The following is a 20,368-nucleotide window of genomic DNA, read 5'->3' on the forward strand; positions in this document are numbered from 1 at the left end:
AATCCAATCAATCGATTTTTTAAATACAACTAGGGTAAGATCACACTAGCAACGCAGCCCTTATTAGCATTATCTTGCAGACTAAATTCACATGCGTATTTCACACAGATATCACGCACAATCATCAAGCCTAACCCATAACTCTCACCACCCGGTTTCCCTTTCAAACCACAACCAGTGTCAATCACATCAATTTGATTACCTACCACTTGGATATCTATTCGCCCTTTTTCAGTGGATGCCATGGCATTTTTAAGAAGATTTCCCAACAAGATATGAAAAATAGGCTCAGGCATCTTGGTCTCTAAACCATTCTGCATCTGAATCTGCACTGACACTTGATCATCCACCAAATACACCATGTGTGCTTGCTTGATGTGTTCCAGCTCCTCCAATGTCACTAGACGTTTAGGAATACTGGAAAGATCCTCTTCTCGAGTCAAAGACAACAAGGTTGAAATGTAATCCTCCATTTCCTGACAAGCTTGGCGCATTCTGACCTGCTGACGCTGAATAAACTCAGGAGAATCCGTTTTACCAAGCAAGGTAACCGCCCCTTTCATCACCATCAAAGGGGTTCGTAACTCATGACTTGCATAGCGGTTAAACGCTCGTTCACGCTCAATTAATCCTTGAATTTGCTGTTGATAATCATTGAAACAAGCCACCAGCAGATGAACCTCACGTGTCGCCGCGCCTTCAGGCAAGGCAATCGGCGACAAATCACTGGGACGTCTTGCCGTTAAAAATTGAGATAACTGTGATAATGGCTTGGTTAAGCGCATAGAAATACGCATAACAACCCATAAACTGACAACCAACAAAAGCAAAGAAAGTATGAGCTGAGTGCTTTGAGTCTGAAACATCTGTGCTTCGCTAATCTCATAAATCTCGTCGTAATGGATAATATATAAGGTCTTTTGTACACCATTGATGGTCACCTGTGAACGCATCGAAAAAACTTCCAAATCCGTATCCGAGGCCTCATCCAATTCATAGGGCAAGTCATCTTTCATATGAGGGTCAAGAACGACGCCCAAGGGCAGGTTATCCTCACCCACATACACCTCTGAAAAAGGGGGAATAGAAACATGTGTTAAATGTGTGCCTTGCAAACGCTCTACGGCAGTATTTTTATCTTTCAACATACGATTTTCAGCGTATATCATTTCCACATTTTCAATCACTGATTGAAACATGGAGAAATGAAAGGCAATGATGGCAAAGGCAACGATAGAAAAATAGGTAAAGGTTAATTGTTTAGCGGTTTTAATGCGTTTCATTCTTGGTCTTCCGCAACAAGTCGGTAGCCCACTTTCGACACCGTCTGTAAATAGGCATGCTCAAACGGACGATCAATTAAGCTGCGCAACTGATAAATATGGCTTCTTAATACTTTACTGTCTGGCTCTTCATCCCCCCATAAGGCATCCGAGAGGTCATTTTTACTCACCACATCAGGGGCATTTTGCATGAGTACTCTTAAAATAGTGTACTGGGATGGATTTAAGGCGTAGCGACTCCCCTCACGCTGCAAAATACGCGTATTCATATCGAGTTTTAAGTGCCCGAATTGCAATTCACGGTTTGCCACTTTGCCTTTTTGTCGTCGAACTAGAGCTTGAATTCGAGAGTCCAGAATGTCCAAATCAAAGGGCTTCACTAGGTAATCGTCCGCTAAGCTTTCGAAGCCCGCTAAAATATCCGCTTTCGTATCCCGTGCTGTCAACATCAAAACAGGCGTGTCCACACCCTGCTCCCGCAAGGATTTACACACTGTTAAGCCGTCCATTTTTGGCAGCATGACATCCAATATAATCACATCGTAAGGCTCAGCGATCGCTAGATTAAAACCGTGCTGGCCGTTATTGGCATAATCCAACTCGTCACCTTTGAGCTCGAAATAGTCAAAAATAACCCCCGCAATGTCTTTATGGTCTTCCACCAACAGTAACTTCATACAATTTTATTTCTGGCCTCTTTGCATTTCATATTATTGTGACACAAAGAGATGAAAAAAAAGTGAATCATCTTTTTGCGACAAACCTCTCGCTAGTATGACCTCATTATAAACTTAACTGAGGAAACACTATGAGTGCGGTCGCCTATCAGCACTTTGTGCACACTAAAGCCGATGACAGAATAGAAAAACAAGTACCTCTCGTCAGCGTCATCATCCCTTTTTTAAACGAGCGAGATGTCTTAGAGCAATGCCATCAACGAGTCTGTAATGCGTTATCCGCTCTAAATCAATCCTGTGAAATCGTCTATGTGGATGATGGCAGTCAAGATGATAGCTGGGTACTGGTCAGCCAATTCCAACACCCAACGCACAGCATCCGCAGCTTAAGACTCAGTCGAAACTTCGGCAAGGAAGCCGCGTTAAGCGCGGGATTAAAATCGGCCTTGGGACAATGCGTGATATTATTGGATGCCGACCTTCAGGATCCACCCGAATACATTCCCGATATGGTTGATGCTTGGCAACAAGGCGCTCAAGTCGTCGAAATGCAGCGCCGAGAAAGACACGGTGAAAATTGGCTAAAACGCACAACCGCCCATTGCTTCTATCGCTTTATGTCGTATATCAGTGACTCCCCCATCACAGAAAATGTGGGAGACTTTCGTCTCATGGACAAGAAAGTCGTTGAGGTCATCAACACCTTGCCTGAACGAACCCGCTTTATGAAAGGCTTGTTAGCTTGGCCCGGGTTTACTCGCCAAGTCATGACCTTTGATCGGGACCCAAGACTGGCTGGCGAAACAAAATGGAATTACCCAAAACTCGTCCACCTTGCCTTAGAGGGCATTACCTCTTTCAGCACCAAACCGTTACGTTGGGCGACCCTAGCAGGACTTACCACATCGTTTTTTACCTTTGTCATGGCCATGGTCGTGCTGACCAAAACCTTAGTATGGGGCGAGCCAGTAGTTGGCTATCCTTCAACCGTTTTGATCATCTTATTTTTAGGCGGCATTCAACTCCTATCGATTGGCGTTTTGGGGGAATATGTCGGTCGCCTCTTTATCGAATCCAAGCAACGCCCTTTGTATGTACTAATGGAAGAAACCATCTCAACACCTACTTTTGCCCAATCGGAAACAACAAAATGATAAAACCCACTCATTCCGTTCTTAATAAAACTCTGATGTGGCTTTTGGCCCTTTGCGTCGGTCTGCGCTTTGCTTCTTTAGCCCTTTACCCTTTGATGGATACCACCGAAGCAAGGTATGGGGAAATGGCTCGAATCATGTTCGAAACCGGAAACTGGGTGACCCCTATGTTTGATTATGGGATTCCATTTTGGGGGAAACCGCCCCTCTTCACGTGGTTAAGCAGTTTAGGATTTACTGTTTTTGGGGTAAATGAGTTCGGCGCACGAATACCACATTTACTGGTCGGTTTTGGCATTATCGCGTTGCTTTATCAATTTGCTCGCGATGAGTATAAAAGCAAAACACTTGGCTTACTCTGCGCCACCGTTTTAGCTTCCACATCCTCCTTCATTCTATTAAGCGGTGCCGTTATGACAGACACCGTCCTAACGTTTTCGATCAGTCTTAGTATGATCAGCTTCTGGCAAGCTTGGAATGGAAAACACAAAATTTGGGGCTATTTGTTCTTCATTGGCTTAGCACTTGGCATGCTTTCAAAAGGTCCCCTTGCCATCGTACTTGTCGGTATCAGCCTTACCCTTTGGTTACTACCGAAAAGTCGATGGAAGCAACTTTGGCAGCGTCTACCTTGGGGTTATGGCAGCATGTTATTCATCGCCATTGCGTTACCTTGGTATCTCATTGCTGAACATAGAACACCTGGTTTCTTAAATTATTTTATTGTCGGCGAACACATTAAGCGTTTTATTGTCAGTGGTTGGCAGGGCGATTTGTATGGTTCAGCTCACGAAAGAACGCGTGGTACCATCTGGCTTTACGCTTTCTTAGCCATGCTTCCTTGGAGTCCGATACTTATTTGGCAATGGCTTCGTAACCTCAAAGAAAATCGTGATGTGGAGCAAAGCGAAAATGGCATGACGAGTTTTCTACTCCTATGGATGCTGGCCCCCATGCTGCTGTTTAGCTTTTCCGGTAATATTCTGGCTAGTTATGTTATGCCAGCTTTACCAGCGATGGCATTATTGCTGACGCAGTTACACCTGCAACGACCATTACCCTACCGGCTTTATCAGATTGGATTCGTTACACCGCTGTTATTAATTGGCTTAGTGAGTGCGCTGCATTTTCAATGGGTCAAGGTAAAATCTGAACGTGATCTGCTCACGCAGTGGCAAGCACAAGTGGAAGCGCAACATAGCGATTTATTTTATCTTCATAAACGCCCATTTTCAGGACAATATTACTCAGCTGGCCGTGCAAAAGAACGCTCAGCAGACATTCATACTTGGTTGCCAAATCAGCAAAACGCATTTTTCATTATTCAAGCCAAAAAGGACCGCACTGACTATCTAGATTGGTCATGTCAGGAAAGAGGTCAATCTAAAACGGAAACGTTACTCTTTTGCCACCCCTAGACATAAAAAAAGAGCGTCACTAGGTAATGACGCTCTTTTCAAATCCAATCATGGAAACAAACATGATGCCTTACATCACAACAGAACCGTAACTTGGCTCAGCATGAGAATGAACTAAGGCTTCTTGAGCATGCGCCATCTTCAACACATCACCACTATTTGGTAATTGAAAATCGCCTTGTAATGAATTACTCCATGCTTGCTTACGCTCGTCTCGCGGCGATACACCGATGTGTTTACGATAGCAGCGACTAAAATGCGGTGTCGATATAAAACCACACGCCATGGAAATTTCGACAATGGACATATTCGATTGCTTGAGCAATTTTCGAGCTCGCTCCAATCTAAGCTTTAAGTAGTACTTGGATGGTGAGCAATCCAAGTGACGATGGAACATACGCTCAATTTGGCGACGAGAAACGTCGACAAATGTCGCTAATTCGTCCAATTCAATAGGCTCTTCTAAATTATTCTCCATCAACTCAATCACATCGACCAACTTGGTTGCACCTGCGCCACCAGCATTAAACTGGCGCATTGGCATACGCTGTTGATCCGACTCATGGCGAATCCGCTCACAAATAAACATATCTGAAATGGCACTGGATAAACGCGGTCCATGCTGCTTCCCTATCATGGTTAACAACATATCCATAGCCGCCGTACCGCCAGAGGAAGTAATTCGGTCACGGTCCAAAGAGAAAAGTCGATTATTGCATTTCACCTTAGGAAAGATTTCTTGCAGTGCTGTCAGACACTCCCAATGCACACTGCATTGATAGCCATCCAGCAAACCAGCATACGCCAGCAAATAGGCTCCAGTGCATATGCCACCTATGGTCACCCCTTTACGGGCTTGCTTTGATAACCAGGAAGCTTGCTTAGCCGTATAAGCTCGGGTGATGTCGACACCACCCGCCACTATAATTAAGTCAAAATCGGCGGTGTCATAAATAGACAGGTCCGGTGACAGACTTAAACCATCACTGGCGGTAACAGGTTGACCATCCTCGGAGATAAGGCTCCAATTATAAAGCGTATCTGCCGATAGTTGATTGGCCATGCGTAATGGCTCAATGGAAGAAGCTAATGCAATCATTGTAAAATGATCCAGTAGCAAAAAACCCACTTTGGTGGTTTTTTTCGAGCCAAGCGTGGTGGTTGCGCTAGAGCGTGTTGCCATTACCATATTAATGCCCTCATCTATGCACTTTCCCTACTACACAGCAAAATACAGACCATGTTTGTGGTTGTGCTTTTTATTTTTTTAAGGAAACACAAAAGCAATTGCTAAAACTTTGTCATTTATAAGGAAGTAACGAAGTCACCAGCGGCTTATAGGCCCCTCCTCATTACAGATAATGTGCTTCAATGGGGAAGACCCGTTTTTCGCCCAACCCAAAGAAAGACATCATTGCACTAATATAGACCAAGTTTGCTCTTTTATTGAACGCTTATTTAATAAAAATGAACACTTTTCTATTCAATTTATTTAAAGCTGCTTTTTAGTACTCAATAACTACATCCGATTTCGGCACAGTACAACAAGATAAAACATAGCCAGCTTCAACATCTTCATCGGTGATTCCACCATTATGGTCCATCTGGGTTTCGCCCTCTTTTATCATCACCTTACAGGTCCCGCATATCCCCATACCACAGGCTTTTGGAATCATTAAATCCAGTTTGGCCGCTGCGTTATGCAAGGTCTCACCTGCGGCAACTTGAATGCTCTTACCACTGCCTTCAAACTCCACTCTCAACAGATCGGCTTGACTAACAGCATCCGCTTCAGCCTGCGCGACTTCAGCTAACTCAATAGCATCCTCCACCACATCCACAGGAGTCGAACCAAATGACTCCTCATGGTAATGAGACATATCAAACCCTCTTTCTTTCAGAAGGTTTTTCACAGCTCGCATATAAGGTGCAGGGCCACAGCAGAAAATTTCTCGCTCCATAAAATCCGGGGAAATCATGTCTAATTTGGCTGAGTCCAAATAACCACGATAGCCCTGCCAGGGCAAACCGTTTTCCATACGCTCGACAATCAGATACAAACCAAAATTATCCAAGCGTGCTGCCATGTGATCCAACTCACGAGAAAAAATGACATCCCTCGGGGAACGTGCACTGTGAATGAACGTCATGTCCACTTCTGCATTGGTATCAAACCACCAACGCGCCATGGACATCAGCGGTGTAATGCCCACCCCACCGGATAACAAGAGCACTTTCTCCGCCGGAAAATCAATACAGTTAAACTGCCCAACAGGTCCATGCACTGCGAGCTCGACACCCACCTTCATATTGTCATGCAGCCAGTTGGACACTTCACCGCCAGGCACTCTTTTTATTGTGATGGAAAAACTGTAAGGCACGGATGGAGAACTGGAGATAGTATAAGAACGCATTACTTGTTTGTTATCGATTTCCAATTCTAAAGTGACAAATTGACCCGGTTTGAAGAAAAACATGACAGGTTGTTGTGCCATAAAACAGAAGGTCTTCACGTCCCATGTTTCATGAATCACTTTCACACAACGTACATTATGACGACCATTCACCCAAGTTTGGGTATTAACAGGAGTAAAGTAATCGGCTGGAGCATTGTTCATGTCTGTCATCGCATCTGTCCTTCAAAGTAAAGAAGTCGTTATCACCATTTCGAGCCATTTTGGTGGCTATGCTCAAAGTCAATTTAACCCTAAACGACAATAACTTGCTCATGGCAGCCAAGGGTATGATTCATCGACTGTTGAGCGTCGATTTAAATACCATCTCGTGTCGTGATTGGGCATTTTCGCATCCACTATTTGAGACAATATGGCGACATTAATGCCATCCAACTCCATTAATCTTTTTGTCAGTAAGGTCCAGAAAGATGAATCAACAAGATTTACTCAATATTCGCCATGCCACGTTAGCTGATGCCAAAACCGCCATGAGCGATCTACTAAAGTCTCGTCCAACTCACTATTCGTTAGAGGCGCCACTTTATAATGATCCACATATGTTTCGCATCGACATGGAAGAAATTTTTCAAAAAGAATGGTTGTTTGTTGGCATGACCAGCGAAATCCCAAAAAAAGGGGATTATTTTACGGTTGAAATTGGCCAGAACCCGGTACTCATTGTTCGAGACGCCGAAGGCAAGGTGAACGCTTTTCACAACACTTGTCGTCATCGTGGTTCCGTCATTTGTACCGAACACAGGGGCAAGGTAGCGAATCTAGTCTGCCCTTATCATCAGTGGACTTACGACTTAAAAGGCAACCTGTTGTTTGCTGGCACAGAAATGAACAAAGATTTTCAGTTAAAAGAACATGGTTTAAAATCAACCCACTGCAAAAACGCGGGCGGTTTCATTTTTATCTGTTTAGCGAAAGAGGCACCAGATGATGGTTTCGATGACTATCTAGCGACACTGGAAACCTACATGGAACCCTACGATGTCGAAAACACCAAGCTTGCTGTCGAGTCCACCATGTATGAAAAAGCCAATTGGAAACTGGTGCTCGAGAACAACCGCGAATGCTACCACTGCTCTGCCAGTCACCCAGAGTTGTTAAACACCTTACTTGAATGGGATGACACCGAAGACCCTCGAGCCCCACAAGAATTTCTTGATCATTATGCAGAACAATCGGCTCAATGGGACGCCGAAGGTATCCCACATGAACACCAAAGTTTTGGCACAGTACAACGGAACCGCATTGTGCGAATGCCTCTTAAAAAAGGCACACACGTTATGACCATTGACGGCACAACAGCCTCCGATAAATTATTAGGGCGAATCCAAAACCGCTCACTTGGCTCCATGCGCATTCTGCATCTACCGAATTCCTGGAACCACATGCAATCAGATCACTTTATTGTGTTCAGAGTGCTGCCGATTTCTGCGCAAGAAACCTTAGTGACAACCAAGTGGTTTGTACATAAAAACGCCGTTGAAGGGGTGGATTACGACCCAGATAACCTCAGAAAGGTATGGGACGCGACTAACGAGCAAGACAAGGTGCTTGGTGAACGCAATCAACAAGGGATTAATTCCATTGGCTATCAACCAGGTCCTTACTCTGAAACCTACGAGTTTGGTGTGATCAATTTCCTTAACTGGTATGCCCATACAATGCAAAAAAACCTAACAGTGTAATATCCCAATAAGGTCAACAGTAAAGCATTAAAAAAGCGAGCACTCTGCTCGCTTTTTTAATGTGTCATGAAATGCCCAAAATAGGCTTACAAAATGCGTTTTAACAAGCGATCCGCTTTTACTCGAAACACCCGTTTCAGTAGCTTCTGAATGGCCACTGGATAATCGCGACGTGTATCAAGCTGAAGGTAATTAGAAACGGTTTTCGTGTGATCAAATATGTTGCCAAATTCAGCCAGAAACTTCTCTTCAAGAAGCTGATGATTATCTTGAACCAATAAACCATTTTCTAAATCTAATGCCCAGGCTCTTGGATTAACATTATTTCCGGTCAATAAGGCTTTATTTCGATCCACCCACAAACCTTTCAGATGAAAGCTATTAGCCTCATGACGCCATAAATAAATGGATAAATCGCCGGAAGCGAGGTATTTGCGATTCGCACGCGCAAATTTACGTAAAATAATTTCGTACAAGTAAGGCAAGCCACCAATGGCTTTAAACGTCTGATCTTGTGGAATATAAAAATCGTTTGCGACCTTATCGCCCACAATGATATGCGTTTTCACCCCTCGTTTAATGGCTCGCTTCACCTCTCTCAAAACCACTTTAGGTAAATTGAAATAAGGGGTACAGAGGTACAACTCATGCTTTGCCTCGGCAATCATTTCGACAATACATTGATTCAATTGATTGTCTTTTTTACCGATTCCCACCAAGGGTGTAATGCCAACATGTTGGTCGTCAATCAGCTCACTTTCTAGCGGATAAGACGCTTCCGACAAAGACATTCGGTATTGCTTAATTAAGGGCTTGAGCTTCTTCGTCGTTGGCCACTCACCTTTGGTAAAATCTTTTACCACTATGTGCCCTATCATCATCTGTTCAATAAAACTGGTCATGCTGTCTGCCAGCTTTTGGTTCTCAATGACGTGATAACGATCAAAACGATATTTGTCATGACGATGCAAATAGACATTGTTCAGACTCGCACCACTATAAATCACAGTATCATCGATAATGAAGCCTTTTAAATGCAACACACCAAAGACTTCTCGATGACGAACCGGCACCCCATAAATGGCGATTTGTTCTTTGTATTTCTGAGCAAACTCTTGATACATCGCCGCGTTGCCCTCGCACGCTTCGGCACCAATTAACCCTCGTTGCGCACGATGCCAATCAACACAAATCACAACATCTAAGTCTGGACTACGCTGTTTCGCTTCATACGCTGCGGTCAGAATTTCTCGACCAGCCTCATCATTTTCCAAATAAAGTGCCACCAGGAAAACTCTCGACTTTGCCGTTCGAATGGCCTCTAAAAGGTACTCACGATACTCAAATGCAGAATGAAGAATATTGAAATTATCTGGATGAACAGAAAAAGCCGGTAAAGAAACAAATAAAGAGGGTTGTGGCATGATACTGAAATTCGACCTTAATAAAAAAACAGTGAACTGTAACAAAACAACCTAGCTTTTGCTCGTAAAGCGACAAGATAATTAAAATTAAAGTGCACTGAATCTAAATAAACTTAAATTCCTTACGAGATTACAAAAGTTTACATTTAAATTCAAGCCTATCAATGATTAGCTCATTTTAATCTCTTTAAAGCGCTGATTCGCCTTAAGATATGCCAACCAAGATTCATCAATACTCTTTACCTCCCCTTTGATCCAGTGGCGAAAGCTCTGAACCTTGTCATACCGAAAATGCGGCGCGGGTGCGACCAAATAAAAATCGTATTTAGATTTCATATAAACGGGCAATGGACAAATGAGCAGCTTTTTCTGAAGCAACTCATAGACCAGACTAAACCGCATCATGGCGAGCCCTTGTCGAGACAGCAAAGCCTCTACTAAGGAGGTAGAGTCTGCAACGTGAAGGTGAGATTTCAAAGTCATATCATACATTTTCAAGAAGGTTTGTAACTTAGGCCACACATGATCCATATCTGGCCCAGTATCTGTAATGATAGGAATGTGATTTAACTGTTGCTCAACTGGTTCTTTTTCATGAAACAGGTCTGGGTGACAAACTGGGATTAAAAATTCTTCAAATAACAATTCAGATTGCAACCCTTCATACTGTCCATGCCCTAAACGAACGCAAAGATCCAAATCACTATTAGCAAAGTCAGACAACCCAATACTCGGGCTTAGACGTAAATTTATGTCCTCTGCTTGTTGCTGGAAATGCCCTAAACGCGGCACCAACCATCGACTGGAAAAAGACGGAACCACACTGATCACCAAGGTATTTGGATTCGTGTCTTCTGATATACCTCTGACTCCCTCCTCCATCAATCGAAATGCTTTCTCTACATAGTCAAAGAGGTATCGACCTTCCGATGTCAATGCAACTTGTCGAGTATGTCGCTCGAATAAAGCTACGCCAAGGTGTTGCTCAAGGGTTTTGATCTGCTGACTCACCGCCGCTTGGGTGACAAATAATTGATCCGCTGCCGCCTTAAAACTCAAAGCCTCAGCGGCATATCGAAATGCCTGCATAGATTTTAAAGGCGGTAAACTTCTAGGTCTGGACATAACAATACCATGCTTAAGTTTTTCTTAATCATAGACGTTTTTTTCTCGTTTGTCGCCACACGCTAAATTAACCATTATTCAATCACCAATCGACAAAAACACATCAGGAGATCACAATGAATACGCATTCCAACCAATCATCCGAACTGGTAAAAGTTTGCTCAACGATTGTTGAAAAACAGCAAAATGCATTAGCCAGACTAAACAGTAAAAACTGGCGAATACTGATCGCTAAAATGCATCATAACTGGAGAACCCGTCGTCAGTTGAATCGATTGAATGACTCGCAACTGAAAGACTTGGGCTTAACCTCAAGCGATGTATATCAAGAAGTACACAAACCTTTATGGAAATAATCTTATTGCACTACATCATTATCCGACCCTGTGACATCGGGTCGGATCTTTCCATGTTAATGTAAACCGCTCAGAAACCCATTTAGTCAAACTAGCAGTACTAACACCTCGCTAAAATTTATTTTTTGTTTATTTTTTAATCAAAAGATACTAGCTTTAAAGAAGCTTCCTCTAGATAATCCAACTACAGACAAGGAAATAACAATGAAGGCCTTCATTTTATTGCTCGTCAGTTTTGTGCTAATTGCGTGTTCCAGTAATCCTACAGGCACCGTAAGCGTTCGTTCAGTTGAGCCAGATGGCACCCTGAAAGAACCTCTCATTTCCACTGCAAGTCTTGTTACAGATGGTAATACCATTTTTAAAACCGAAGCCGATGGCTCTACCGATGGAAATGATGTGTATGCCATCTATCTTACAGATGCTTATTTAAAATACTTAGCCGACTGGTGGGGAGTGAATGAGGTAATTTTTGTCGTCGAATTCACCGAAGCCGTTACCGGAGAAACAGATTCAGACATCACTACCAAAATTTTAGGTCCATACGAAAAATTGGCCGATGGCATCAAAGCGCCTTTTCTCAATAAGGCGTTATATGGCCCGAAAAAAATGGAAAGTGACCTGCTGAGCATGAACATTAAAGTCTATGAATATGACTTGGATGAAAACGACGGAAGCTCGGCCATGCTGGAATTCATTGCCGCCACCGCCGAAAGCTTCTCTTTATCCAACCCTATTACACTTGGCGAAATCAAACTCGCGAAAGAAATTGCAAATACCTTATTGCTCGCAAACGAAAACGATTTAGTCATGGAGATGGATATTGACTTTGTTGCAGGGAACAGTAAATACACTCCTAGCAATCATTCTAATGTTGTACCGCTAAAAGATGGCGAAGTCATTATGGTCAAACAAGAAGGATGCGCTGTGATGACATGTTATGACTATTTTAGTAAAGATTGGTCTAACCTCCCTGGACTCCTTCCAGATTTCTTTATGTTGATACCAACCACACTAAACAGAGCGTTTGTTGATACTCCCGACCACTCGAGTCTAAAGGATTTTAACGACGAGAAATTAATCGTCACCAAGGACGGCATTACTGAAGTAGATGATCAAAAAAAACCGAGAGGACTCTACAAAGATAAAACTTGGCTCAGACTAAACATTGTGAAAGGCGGCGATGCATCACAATGGTCTTTTAGAAAGAAACTCTACCCAACGGCAGAAGAAGTTGAAAAGCTATTAAAAAATCCATATTCACTCAACCAAGACAATATCGACTCTATTTTAAAAGGCATAAATGACGCGCAAAAAAGCTTAACGGATGCGACAAAACAAGCGGTTGTTCAACTGACTTCCGAAATGAGTCAAAATAACATCCACTTTATCGAGGCAAGTGAAGAGACTAAAACCAGCGGTTTGTGCTTACATCATCCAGAGAATGTCACCATTATTAACCTGGCTTCAAGGCCAACAGATACTAATCAAACCTTCCTTTATAAAAAAGTAAGTTCATCAAAGCAAGGAAGCTGCTACACAGTAATGGCTTCACCAGAGGGCACAACCTTTACTCAAGGTGAGGGAGATTTCATTGTCAACTATGACGTTAATGACACGGTCAACGTTCAAAATTTATCCTATTTGGTACGTTCCAAACTGGCCGATGGGGATTTTACACTTAGCTGTCATCCTAATACCGACAACACCAGCTACCAACTTGTGCTTACCCCTAAAGAAGGTCGTGAGGATAAACTCCCACAAATCACCAACATTACCTTTAGTGACGCAAATCAAGTCATTCCTTTCACGACAACCGACCAGATCATTAAGACGAACAGTGACTTTAACCAAAAGGATAGTGTAAGCCTCAACGTAAAAGATATTTTCGGTGCTGTCATTACACCTAGTATTCCAGTTGCTGACATTCAGACCTGCTTAAAGCTTTCTCAAAGCTAATCTAGCCTATTAAAAAAGGGAATCGCCTCATTGCGATTCCCTTTTTTACGCAGGATATTCTAAGAAAAGCAATTAAGCTTGATCCAACACCTTATTAATATCTTTCCAAGTTAACCCTGTGGCTTTTTTCTGTGCCTTTTGCTCATCACCTTGGGTCAATTGAATGATTTGCCCAGCAATGGAAATGGCAATTTCAAAGGGCTTTTTCCCCGCCACTTCAGGAATACCAACAGGGCTGTGTACCGACTCAATCTCCGCTTTACTAAATGACGCACTGGCCAAACGCTTTTTAAAGCGCATGGCTTTGGTCTGAGAGCCGATCAAGCCGATAAAGCGACAATCTTTGCGATCCAACAAGGCTTCCACCAGCTGATAATCCAAGGCATGGTCGTGAGTCATGACTAATACCACTTCATTGGCTGTCATGGCATCCACATGCTCCAGCATGGAATCGTATACCAAGGGCGTTACGTTGCTTGGCAAATCACTCGTTTTCTTGTCTTGAACAAGATTGGTACGACTGTCTACCCAACTGATTTTAGCTTGCATTTCCCCCAATACATTGACCAAGGTGGTCGCCACGTGGCCCATACCGAAAATGGTGATTTTCGCCGCAGGCTCAGGAAAATATTCCAATAAAACAGACACTGTTCCGCCGCAACATTGGTTGGTTTTGGCGGCGAGCGGAAAGTTTTCCAACAAGTGAGAAGGCCCATCACCCGCTTCTAATATGGCACGGGCTTTTTGACAGACAGCGTATTCCAGCTGTCCACCACCTATGGTGTCAAAACTGTGTTCAGCAGTAACCACCATCTTGCTGGCCGATTCTCGCGGCGACGACCCCTTGGTGCCGATCACAGTGGCCATGACCCAAGCTTGTCCTGACTTTTCCACCTCTGCCAGCGCTTGAATCCAGTTTAATGAAGACATCATAGCGTCACCTCCTCTCACCTATTGTTCTGACGCTGTCGCGCCAGCTTGATAAGCCTTTGCCGATTGCAGCGCATAATATACCGCTTCTGGCGTTGCTGGTGCTGCCAAAGGTGGTGACAGCTGATAATCACACACCGAAGCACAAGCGTCTTTTAACGCACACCAAACGGAAATCCCCAACATCAATGGCGGCTCACCGACAGCTTTGGAACGATAAACACTGTCTTCACTGTTAGCGCGATCAAACAGTTTCACGGTGAGCTTTTCTGGCACATCGGCAGACGTAGGAATCTTATAATTCGCCGGACTGTTGGTGGTAATGCGGCCTTTATCGTCCCAGCTTAATTCTTCTGAGGTGAGCCAGCCCATCCCTTGTACGAAGGCTCCTTCGATCTGGCCAATATCAATGTGCGAGTTAATGGAATCCCCCACATCATGCAGAATGTCGACTTGCGTGACCTTGTATTCGCCCGTTAAGGTATCGACAATCACTTCCGATACCGACGCACCGTTGGCGAAATACAAGAAAGGTCGTCCTTTCGCGGCTTTTCGGTCATAACCAATTTTCGGCGTTTTATAAAATCCCGTCGACGACAAAGACACTCGATTCATATACGCCAATTTAATGAACTCAGGAAAGCCCATGGTCTCGCTGCCTAGAATGACTTGATCGTCTTCAATAGCGAAGGCATCCGCTGCGATAGCAAAATGCTCCATGGCGAATTCACGCAGTCGCTCTTTGATGGTATTAGCAGCGTCTAAGGCCGCCATTCCGTTCAAATCGGTTCCCGCGGATGCCGCCGTTGGTGACGCATTCGGTACCTTGTCAGTTCGCGTAGAACCCACATTGACCCGTTGATAATTAATACCAAAGGCTCTCGCAACAATTTGCGCCACCTTGGTGTACAAACCTTGGCCCATTTCCGTACCGCCATGACTCACATGAATGCTGCCATCTGTGTACACATGCACCAAAGCCCCGCCCTGATTAAGGTGTTTAGAAGTAAAGGAAATACCAAATTTCACTGGCGTTAAGGCCAAGCCCTTTTTCAAAAACGGGCTTTGTTTGTTGTAGGCTTTAATGGCCTCACGACGGGCACGATAGTTCGAACTCATTTCCAATTCTTCGATCAAGGTTAGTAGCACATCTTCTTCGATCTGCTGGCCATAAGGCGTCCTGTCTTTGCCGGTTTGATAACAATTCAACTTGCGAATGTCCAACGGGTCTTTGCCGACTTTGCAGGCAATTTCTTCGATGATGTTTTCGGCTAACAGCACGCCTTTTGGTCCACCAAAACCACGGAAAGCGGTATTAGAAACCGTATGAGTTTTGCCTCGATAACCACTAATACGGGCATTGGGTAAGAAGTAAGCATTATCAGCGTGGAACATGGCGCGATCGACCACACCGTCCGAGAGGTCTGCGGTACAGCCACATTTGCCCACCATGTCGTATTCTGCTGCGACGATTTCACCTTGCTGAGTGAAACCCACTTGATAGGAATTCCAGAAGTCGTGACGCTTACCGGTCTGCACCATATCGTCTTGACGTGGCATGCGGTATTTCACCGGACAACGGTTACGCACCGCCAGAACGGCCGCCATACAACCGAGTGTCGCCGCTTGTGACTCTTTACCCCCAAAACCGCCGCCCATACGTCGCGTTTCCACCAACACTTGAGCAACCGGCAACTCCAACACCCGCGCCACCAATTTTTGCACTTCCGCTGGGTGTTGTGAGGAAGCAAACACTTGAACACCACCGTCTTCATTCGGCACAGCGACACTGATTTGGCCTTCCAAATAAAAGTGCTCCTGACCTTTAATGTAAAGGTCCGACGACAAGGTATGCTCAGCTTGTGCTAACGCCGTTTTACTGTCTCCACAGCGAATGGTGTGGGTTGGCAACACAAATTCTTGTCGCGCCAATGAGTCTTTCGGATGCAAGGTCGCGGCTTTACTTTGATAAGTGATTTCCGCCAGCTCGGCCGCTTGTTTCGCGGCACGCAAACTGGTGGCCGCCACGGCGAAAATAGGCTGGCCGATGTAATGAACAAAGTCCCCCGCCAACAACATATCACCGCTTAGAACAGGTGAAACATCTGGGTCTCCGGGAATGTCTGCTTGTAGAATCACATCCACTACACCTGGATAGGCTTTTACCTTATCCAAATTAATCGACACTATGTCCGCAAAGGCTTCGGTGGACTTGCCTGTGGCGACGTGAAGCTCGTTAGGCCACTCTGGCATGTCATCAATGTAAACCGCTTCACCGGTCACATGTTTCATCGCAGATTCGTGGATCGGCAAAGCTTTGGCTTCTTGTGCGGTGACGAGATTGTCTGGTAATTTACGCATGCTTTGCCCCTTCTTGTTGACCGATTTCTTGACCGAGAGACAACCAGGATTCTGGCACTGGGTGACCTGAAAAAGTTGGTACAGAATGACCATTTAGCTCTAACCAAGCTTTACGCACTAAACTACACGCCATGTCGAGTCGGTATTGCGCACTGGCACGCATGTCGCTCATTGGCTTCAATTCCTCGCGCAGCGCCTGTAAAACTTGTTGAAGCGCCACTTCATCCGTTACCGCCACATTTTGCAAACACGCCTCAGCGGCTTGCGCACGAATGGGCGTAGCCGCCATACCGCCAAACGCGAGGCGAACCTCAGTAATCTGGTCTCCATTCACGGTAAAACGCGCGGCTAATAAAACACTGGAAATATCGTCTTCCATGCGCTTCGAGACTTTATAAAAGCGATGAAACTCCGCGAGCTTATCAAGCGAGAGATGAAACGCGACAATGCATTCATCGTCTACTAATTGGGTTTGCTTGTAGCCTAAATAGAAGTCTGACATCTTCACCATACGGCTAGAACCATCGACTTTGTCCAACCTTACGTCGGCATCAAACGCCAACAAAATTGGTGGCATATCCGCAATCGGAGAGCCATTTGCCACATTGCCGCCAATGGTGCCGCGATTACGAATTTGTCGTGACGCAATCCGACTTAACAGGTGATAAAGGTGCGGATAAGCGTCTTGACTGAAGTCTTCCAATTGGCTGTAGGTTACGCCAGTCCCAATGATAAGATGCCCACCCTGTTCTTCTAACTGCTGAATCTCAGCCACATTGTTGAGGTCAATCAATACATCAAAGTCTTTATAACGCTGGGTATTTTCCAGCATTAAATCCGTACCACCGGCGATAAATTCTGCATCTGGATACTGCTGTTTCGCCGCTAAGGCTTCCGCTAAGCTTGTAGGTCGCAAGTACTTTGTATTAGCCGCTGGGTTATCTAGGTCGGCTAATACCGTTTTCAACCAATCTTGCTGACTCAATAGATGCCCTTGCTGCCCTTTCATCGCTAACCCAGCTTCAATAATGGGACGGTAGCCGGTGCAGCGGCATAAGTTTCCGGAGATGGCATCACACACAGATTCACGATCCAGACCCTGTTCTTTTACCGCCGCATTCTCATACAAACCAGCCAACGACAAAACAAAACCTGGCGTACAAAAACCACATTGAGAACCATGAGCATCAACCATGGCTTGCTGAGCGGGATGAAGACCTTCCCCCAACTCGGCTAAATATTCGACCGACACCACATGCTTGCCGGCTAATGATTGCACAGGAGTAATGCAAGCATTTAAGGTGGAATACGTAACGTCACCCGCTTCTAGCGCACCAACAAGGAGCGTGCATGCGCCACAATCGCCCGATGCACAACCTTCTTTCGTCCCCGTTAAACCACGCTTTTCTCTTAGGTAACGCAAAGCGGTAAAGTCGCTAGGGAGCGTGTTATCGTCAATGAGCTCATCGTTTAGTATAAATTTCAAAGCGCTCTCCTTATTTAAAAAAATGTCTATGATGGCTGTAATGATAGTTGAAATGCAAAAAACTGACCAATCGTTCAAAGTTTTAATTAAAAACTAATATAGCCCTCTGAACAATCAATTTTTAATGCCGAAGGCAGAGCCATAATCGAAAAATGAACGGCACAGAATCTTTTCATGCATGCTTAATTGTCTGGATAAATATCAGTATTCTGAAACGGTAAGAATTAACCGACTTGTCTTTCATCAAAGACCATGTCATCCATGACTTATTTGCATTACGAAAAATTGAGCGGCAGCTTTAAGCTACGGGTTGGAGAATTCTTAAAAGCTTATTGACAGAGATACGGGATGAGACGTAACGGAAATGCTATTTTTAGATAATAATGACGACGATAAGTGAATTTTCTCATAAAACTCAATCATAGGACGGTTAATTAATGGCCAATAAAAACCACTCCGCTACTCATGTCGTAGCGGAGTCATTTGCTTAACTCTTAAGCGCTTCTTGTACCATGGCACTATCTACGTATTGTTCCATGCTAAGTATTTTGCCATCTTTTAACTGGTAAAGGTGAGCAAAAGTCGCTGTCATATACTTTCCTGTCGCATTATAAGTACCAGAATACACGCCAAAAGCTGCTACTCGGTCACCGTCCGCTAGGTAGGTATGAACCTTGGCTTGATAACCTGTCCATTCCGTTCCTAGTCGATGAAATACATTGGCTACAATGTCTTCTGCTCCCGTGTAAGTACCAGCGTAAGGGAAGCCAGCCGCTTCTGTCCATGTGGCATTAGGTGCCAACACTTCCAGTAAGTTTTTGCCATTCTCTTCAGATGAGCCTTCGTATGTCGCTTTAATAATCTCAAGAGGAGATTTCATGCTAATTAACCCCACTTCATTTCGTTAGTGTTCACTTTAGCGCCAATTTGCAAGGCGACACCCAATCCAGCATCTGGATATAGTGCCGTCATTGCTGCCATTAAGTCTGCGCTGTTATCAACTTTTGCCAACTCTGCTTCAAACGCTCTAAGGTAAGTTTGAGTATAAATGATTGCCTCCTTACCTGTTTTTGCATCAAGCGTCATATGACCTGGAATCACAATGTCAGGGTTACGAGCCAAAATAGAATCTAACGTTTTCACCCATGTTTCACGCAACTCTACAGTGGCTGTATCTGCCGTCCAGACATGCAAATCAGAAAATACTAATACGCCACCAACAACAGCGTTTAGAGAAGGGATCCACAAGTAACGACGGTTGGGCAAATTCTCAATAGTAACGATCTCAATCGTTTCGCCATCTACCGTTAGAGACTCACCATCAAACGCTTCGGGCATAACAACATCAGCCAAGTTTTTTGGCCCATTGTCTTGAAGCTGTGGCCCCCATGCGGCCAGTTTTTTCTCTACGCTGGCTTTAATAGCAGCCAGCGTTGCGCTAGCGGTAATCACTTTAGCATCTGGAAAAGCTGCTTTTATTGGACCTAAGCTAAAGTAATAATCAGGATCACTTTGGCTAATGTAAATAGTGGTTAATTGTTTGCCGCTTGCTTTGATTTCTTCAACCACTGCCGCGCCATCAGAAAGAGTAAAGCCACCATCAATAAGAACCGCCTCTGTCGCGCCAGACACTAGAATTGGAGCTCGGAAAAACCCATGTTCACCAGCAGGAAGGTGTTTTAACGATAACGTATTGTTACTCATGATTATTCCTTATTATTTGAATTAGCGTACTTTATTAATTTGATTAGATACGATTAGGCTAAATTATGGTAACTAACCAAACTCTCAAATTGACCTTCACATCCTAAACTAAAGAGTCAGCGTCCAAAATCAATTAGAAATATACAGTATCAAACCTACCTACTCTTAACAACGCACCATTTTACGTCACTCCCCCTATAAATATCCTTATCAAGGATAATTAATTGAAGCCATAAATTTAAATTTTTTATTATAAATTCAATTATTTACAAAAATATTCATACCTATATGAAAAAATGGAACAAATGTTGCTAAATCATATCAATATGAAACAA

Annotated in this window: 16 protein-coding genes; 5 read left to right on the forward strand and 11 right to left on the reverse strand. The window is 44.1% G+C overall.

Going from position 1 to position 20,368, the window contains the following annotated elements:
* Positions 1 to 29: 29 nt before the first annotated feature.
* A complete protein-coding gene (locus ACHUFM_RS16280) occupies positions 30 to 1,283 on the reverse strand; it encodes a sensor histidine kinase (RefSeq protein ID WP_394183527.1) in 1,254 nt (417 codons plus the stop codon).
* The gene (locus ACHUFM_RS16285; protein ID WP_394183529.1) at positions 1,280 to 1,960 is read right to left on the reverse strand and encodes a response regulator transcription factor; all 681 of its coding nucleotides are present in this window, start codon (positions 1,958 to 1,960) and stop codon (positions 1,280 to 1,282) included. The genes ACHUFM_RS16280 and ACHUFM_RS16285 overlap by 4 nt, the downstream gene beginning before the upstream one ends.
* 131 nt (positions 1,961 to 2,091) lie before the next feature.
* On the opposite strand from ACHUFM_RS16285, the gene ACHUFM_RS16290 reads away from it, so the two are divergent.
* Positions 2,092 to 3,114: a glycosyltransferase family 2 protein gene (locus ACHUFM_RS16290; protein WP_394183531.1), complete on the forward strand. Its 1,023-nt coding sequence runs from the start codon at positions 2,092 to 2,094 to the stop codon at positions 3,112 to 3,114.
* A complete protein-coding gene (locus ACHUFM_RS16295) occupies positions 3,111 to 4,532 on the forward strand; it encodes an ArnT family glycosyltransferase (protein ID WP_394183533.1) in 1,422 nt (473 codons plus the stop codon). Before ACHUFM_RS16290 ends, ACHUFM_RS16295 begins: the two co-directional genes overlap by 4 nt.
* Positions 4,533 to 4,602: 70 nt before the next feature.
* Here the strand turns inward: ACHUFM_RS16295 and gbdR are convergent, their stop codons facing one another.
* Both gbdR and ACHUFM_RS16305 read right to left on the reverse strand, forming a co-directional pair.
* A complete protein-coding gene (gene gbdR, locus ACHUFM_RS16300) occupies positions 4,603 to 5,721 on the reverse strand; it encodes a choline metabolism transcriptional regulator GbdR (RefSeq protein ID WP_394183535.1) in 1,119 nt (372 codons plus the stop codon).
* A gap of 316 nt (positions 5,722 to 6,037) precedes the next feature.
* Positions 6,038 to 7,159: an FAD-binding oxidoreductase gene (locus ACHUFM_RS16305; RefSeq protein WP_394183537.1), complete on the reverse strand. Its 1,122-nt coding sequence runs from the start codon at positions 7,157 to 7,159 to the stop codon at positions 6,038 to 6,040.
* 257 nt (positions 7,160 to 7,416) lie between these two features.
* On the opposite strand from ACHUFM_RS16305, the gene ACHUFM_RS16310 reads away from it, so the two are divergent.
* Positions 7,417 to 8,688, forward strand: coding sequence for an aromatic ring-hydroxylating oxygenase subunit alpha (locus tag ACHUFM_RS16310; protein WP_394183539.1), 1,272 nt, complete (start codon positions 7,417 to 7,419; stop codon positions 8,686 to 8,688).
* An 86-nt stretch (positions 8,689 to 8,774) separates the two neighbouring features.
* On the opposite strand, the gene pssA is transcribed toward ACHUFM_RS16310, so the two are convergent.
* Both pssA and ACHUFM_RS16320 read right to left on the reverse strand, forming a co-directional pair.
* Positions 8,775 to 10,112, reverse strand: a complete 1,338-nt coding sequence (pssA, locus tag ACHUFM_RS16315) for a CDP-diacylglycerol--serine O-phosphatidyltransferase (protein ID WP_394183541.1) — start codon at positions 10,110 to 10,112, stop codon at positions 8,775 to 8,777.
* 168 nt (positions 10,113 to 10,280) lie between these two features.
* Positions 10,281 to 11,237 carry a LysR substrate-binding domain-containing protein gene (locus tag ACHUFM_RS16320; protein ID WP_394183543.1) on the reverse strand — a complete coding sequence of 319 codons (957 nt, stop codon included), beginning with the start codon at positions 11,235 to 11,237 and terminating at the stop codon, positions 10,281 to 10,283.
* 116 nt (positions 11,238 to 11,353) lie between these two features.
* Here ACHUFM_RS16320 and ACHUFM_RS16325 point away from each other — a divergent pair, with 116 nt between their 5' ends.
* Entirely contained in the window at positions 11,354 to 11,593 is a 240-nt protein-coding gene (locus tag ACHUFM_RS16325) for a DUF1127 domain-containing protein (protein WP_394183545.1), read from the forward strand.
* Between the two features lie 204 nt (positions 11,594 to 11,797).
* A complete protein-coding gene (locus ACHUFM_RS16330) occupies positions 11,798 to 13,552 on the forward strand; it encodes a putative periplasmic lipoprotein (RefSeq protein ID WP_394183547.1) in 1,755 nt (584 codons plus the stop codon).
* A gap of 72 nt (positions 13,553 to 13,624) precedes the next feature.
* Here ACHUFM_RS16330 and xdhC read toward each other — a convergent pair whose 3' ends face one another.
* The 5 genes from xdhC to ACHUFM_RS16355 all read right to left on the reverse strand — a co-directional run bounded on the left by xdhC (position 13,625) and on the right by ACHUFM_RS16355 (position 20,033).
* On the reverse strand, positions 13,625 to 14,485 hold the full coding sequence (gene xdhC / locus ACHUFM_RS16335; protein WP_394183549.1) for a xanthine dehydrogenase accessory protein XdhC: 861 nt from the start codon (positions 14,483 to 14,485) through the stop codon (positions 13,625 to 13,627).
* An 18-nt stretch (positions 14,486 to 14,503) separates the two neighbouring features.
* Positions 14,504 to 16,843: a xanthine dehydrogenase molybdopterin binding subunit gene (gene xdhB, locus ACHUFM_RS16340; protein WP_394183550.1), complete on the reverse strand. Its 2,340-nt coding sequence runs from the start codon at positions 16,841 to 16,843 to the stop codon at positions 14,504 to 14,506.
* On the reverse strand, positions 16,836 to 18,329 hold the full coding sequence (xdhA, locus tag ACHUFM_RS16345) for a xanthine dehydrogenase small subunit (protein ID WP_394183552.1): 1,494 nt from the start codon (positions 18,327 to 18,329) through the stop codon (positions 16,836 to 16,838). Before xdhA ends, xdhB begins: the two co-directional genes overlap by 8 nt.
* 487 nt (positions 18,330 to 18,816) lie before the next feature.
* Positions 18,817 to 19,209 (reverse strand): nuclear transport factor 2 family protein, encoded by a 393-nt coding sequence (locus tag ACHUFM_RS16350; RefSeq protein WP_394183554.1) that lies wholly within the window; start codon positions 19,207 to 19,209, stop codon positions 18,817 to 18,819.
* A gap of 5 nt (positions 19,210 to 19,214) precedes the next feature.
* The gene (locus ACHUFM_RS16355; protein WP_394183556.1) at positions 19,215 to 20,033 is read right to left on the reverse strand and encodes an MBL fold metallo-hydrolase; all 819 of its coding nucleotides are present in this window, start codon (positions 20,031 to 20,033) and stop codon (positions 19,215 to 19,217) included.
* Positions 20,034 to 20,368: the final 335 nt, after the last annotated feature.

The sequence above is a fragment of the Marinomonas posidonica genome, assembly GCF_043643765.1.
Classification (GTDB): domain Bacteria; phylum Pseudomonadota; class Gammaproteobacteria; order Pseudomonadales; family Marinomonadaceae; genus Marinomonas; species Marinomonas posidonica_A.

Bases quoted from the DNA above. Each gene is read 5' to 3' on its own strand.
- ACHUFM_RS16280 (WP_394183527.1), bottom strand. From the start codon at position 1,283: ATGAAACGCATTAAAACCGCTAAACAATTAACCTTTACCTATTTTTCT.
- ACHUFM_RS16285 (WP_394183529.1), bottom strand. From the start codon at position 1,960: ATGAAGTTACTGTTGGTGGAAGACCATAAAGACATTGCGGGGGTTATT.
- ACHUFM_RS16290 (WP_394183531.1), top strand. From the start codon at position 2,092: ATGAGTGCGGTCGCCTATCAGCACTTTGTGCACACTAAAGCCGATGAC.
- ACHUFM_RS16295 (WP_394183533.1), top strand. From the start codon at position 3,111: ATGATAAAACCCACTCATTCCGTTCTTAATAAAACTCTGATGTGGCTT.
- gbdR (WP_394183535.1), bottom strand. From the start codon at position 5,721: ATGGTAATGGCAACACGCTCTAGCGCAACCACCACGCTTGGCTCGAAA.
- ACHUFM_RS16305 (WP_394183537.1), bottom strand. From the start codon at position 7,159: ATGACAGACATGAACAATGCTCCAGCCGATTACTTTACTCCTGTTAAT.
- ACHUFM_RS16310 (WP_394183539.1), top strand. From the start codon at position 7,417: ATGAATCAACAAGATTTACTCAATATTCGCCATGCCACGTTAGCTGAT.
- pssA (WP_394183541.1), bottom strand. From the start codon at position 10,112: ATGCCACAACCCTCTTTATTTGTTTCTTTACCGGCTTTTTCTGTTCAT.
- ACHUFM_RS16320 (WP_394183543.1), bottom strand. From the start codon at position 11,237: ATGTCCAGACCTAGAAGTTTACCGCCTTTAAAATCTATGCAGGCATTT.
- ACHUFM_RS16325 (WP_394183545.1), top strand. From the start codon at position 11,354: ATGAATACGCATTCCAACCAATCATCCGAACTGGTAAAAGTTTGCTCA.
- ACHUFM_RS16330 (WP_394183547.1), top strand. From the start codon at position 11,798: ATGAAGGCCTTCATTTTATTGCTCGTCAGTTTTGTGCTAATTGCGTGT.
- xdhC (WP_394183549.1), bottom strand. From the start codon at position 14,485: ATGATGTCTTCATTAAACTGGATTCAAGCGCTGGCAGAGGTGGAAAAG.
- xdhB (WP_394183550.1), bottom strand. From the start codon at position 16,843: ATGCGTAAATTACCAGACAATCTCGTCACCGCACAAGAAGCCAAAGCT.
- ACHUFM_RS16350 (WP_394183554.1), bottom strand. From the start codon at position 19,209: ATGAAATCTCCTCTTGAGATTATTAAAGCGACATACGAAGGCTCATCT.
- ACHUFM_RS16355 (WP_394183556.1), bottom strand. From the start codon at position 20,033: ATGAGTAACAATACGTTATCGTTAAAACACCTTCCTGCTGGTGAACAT.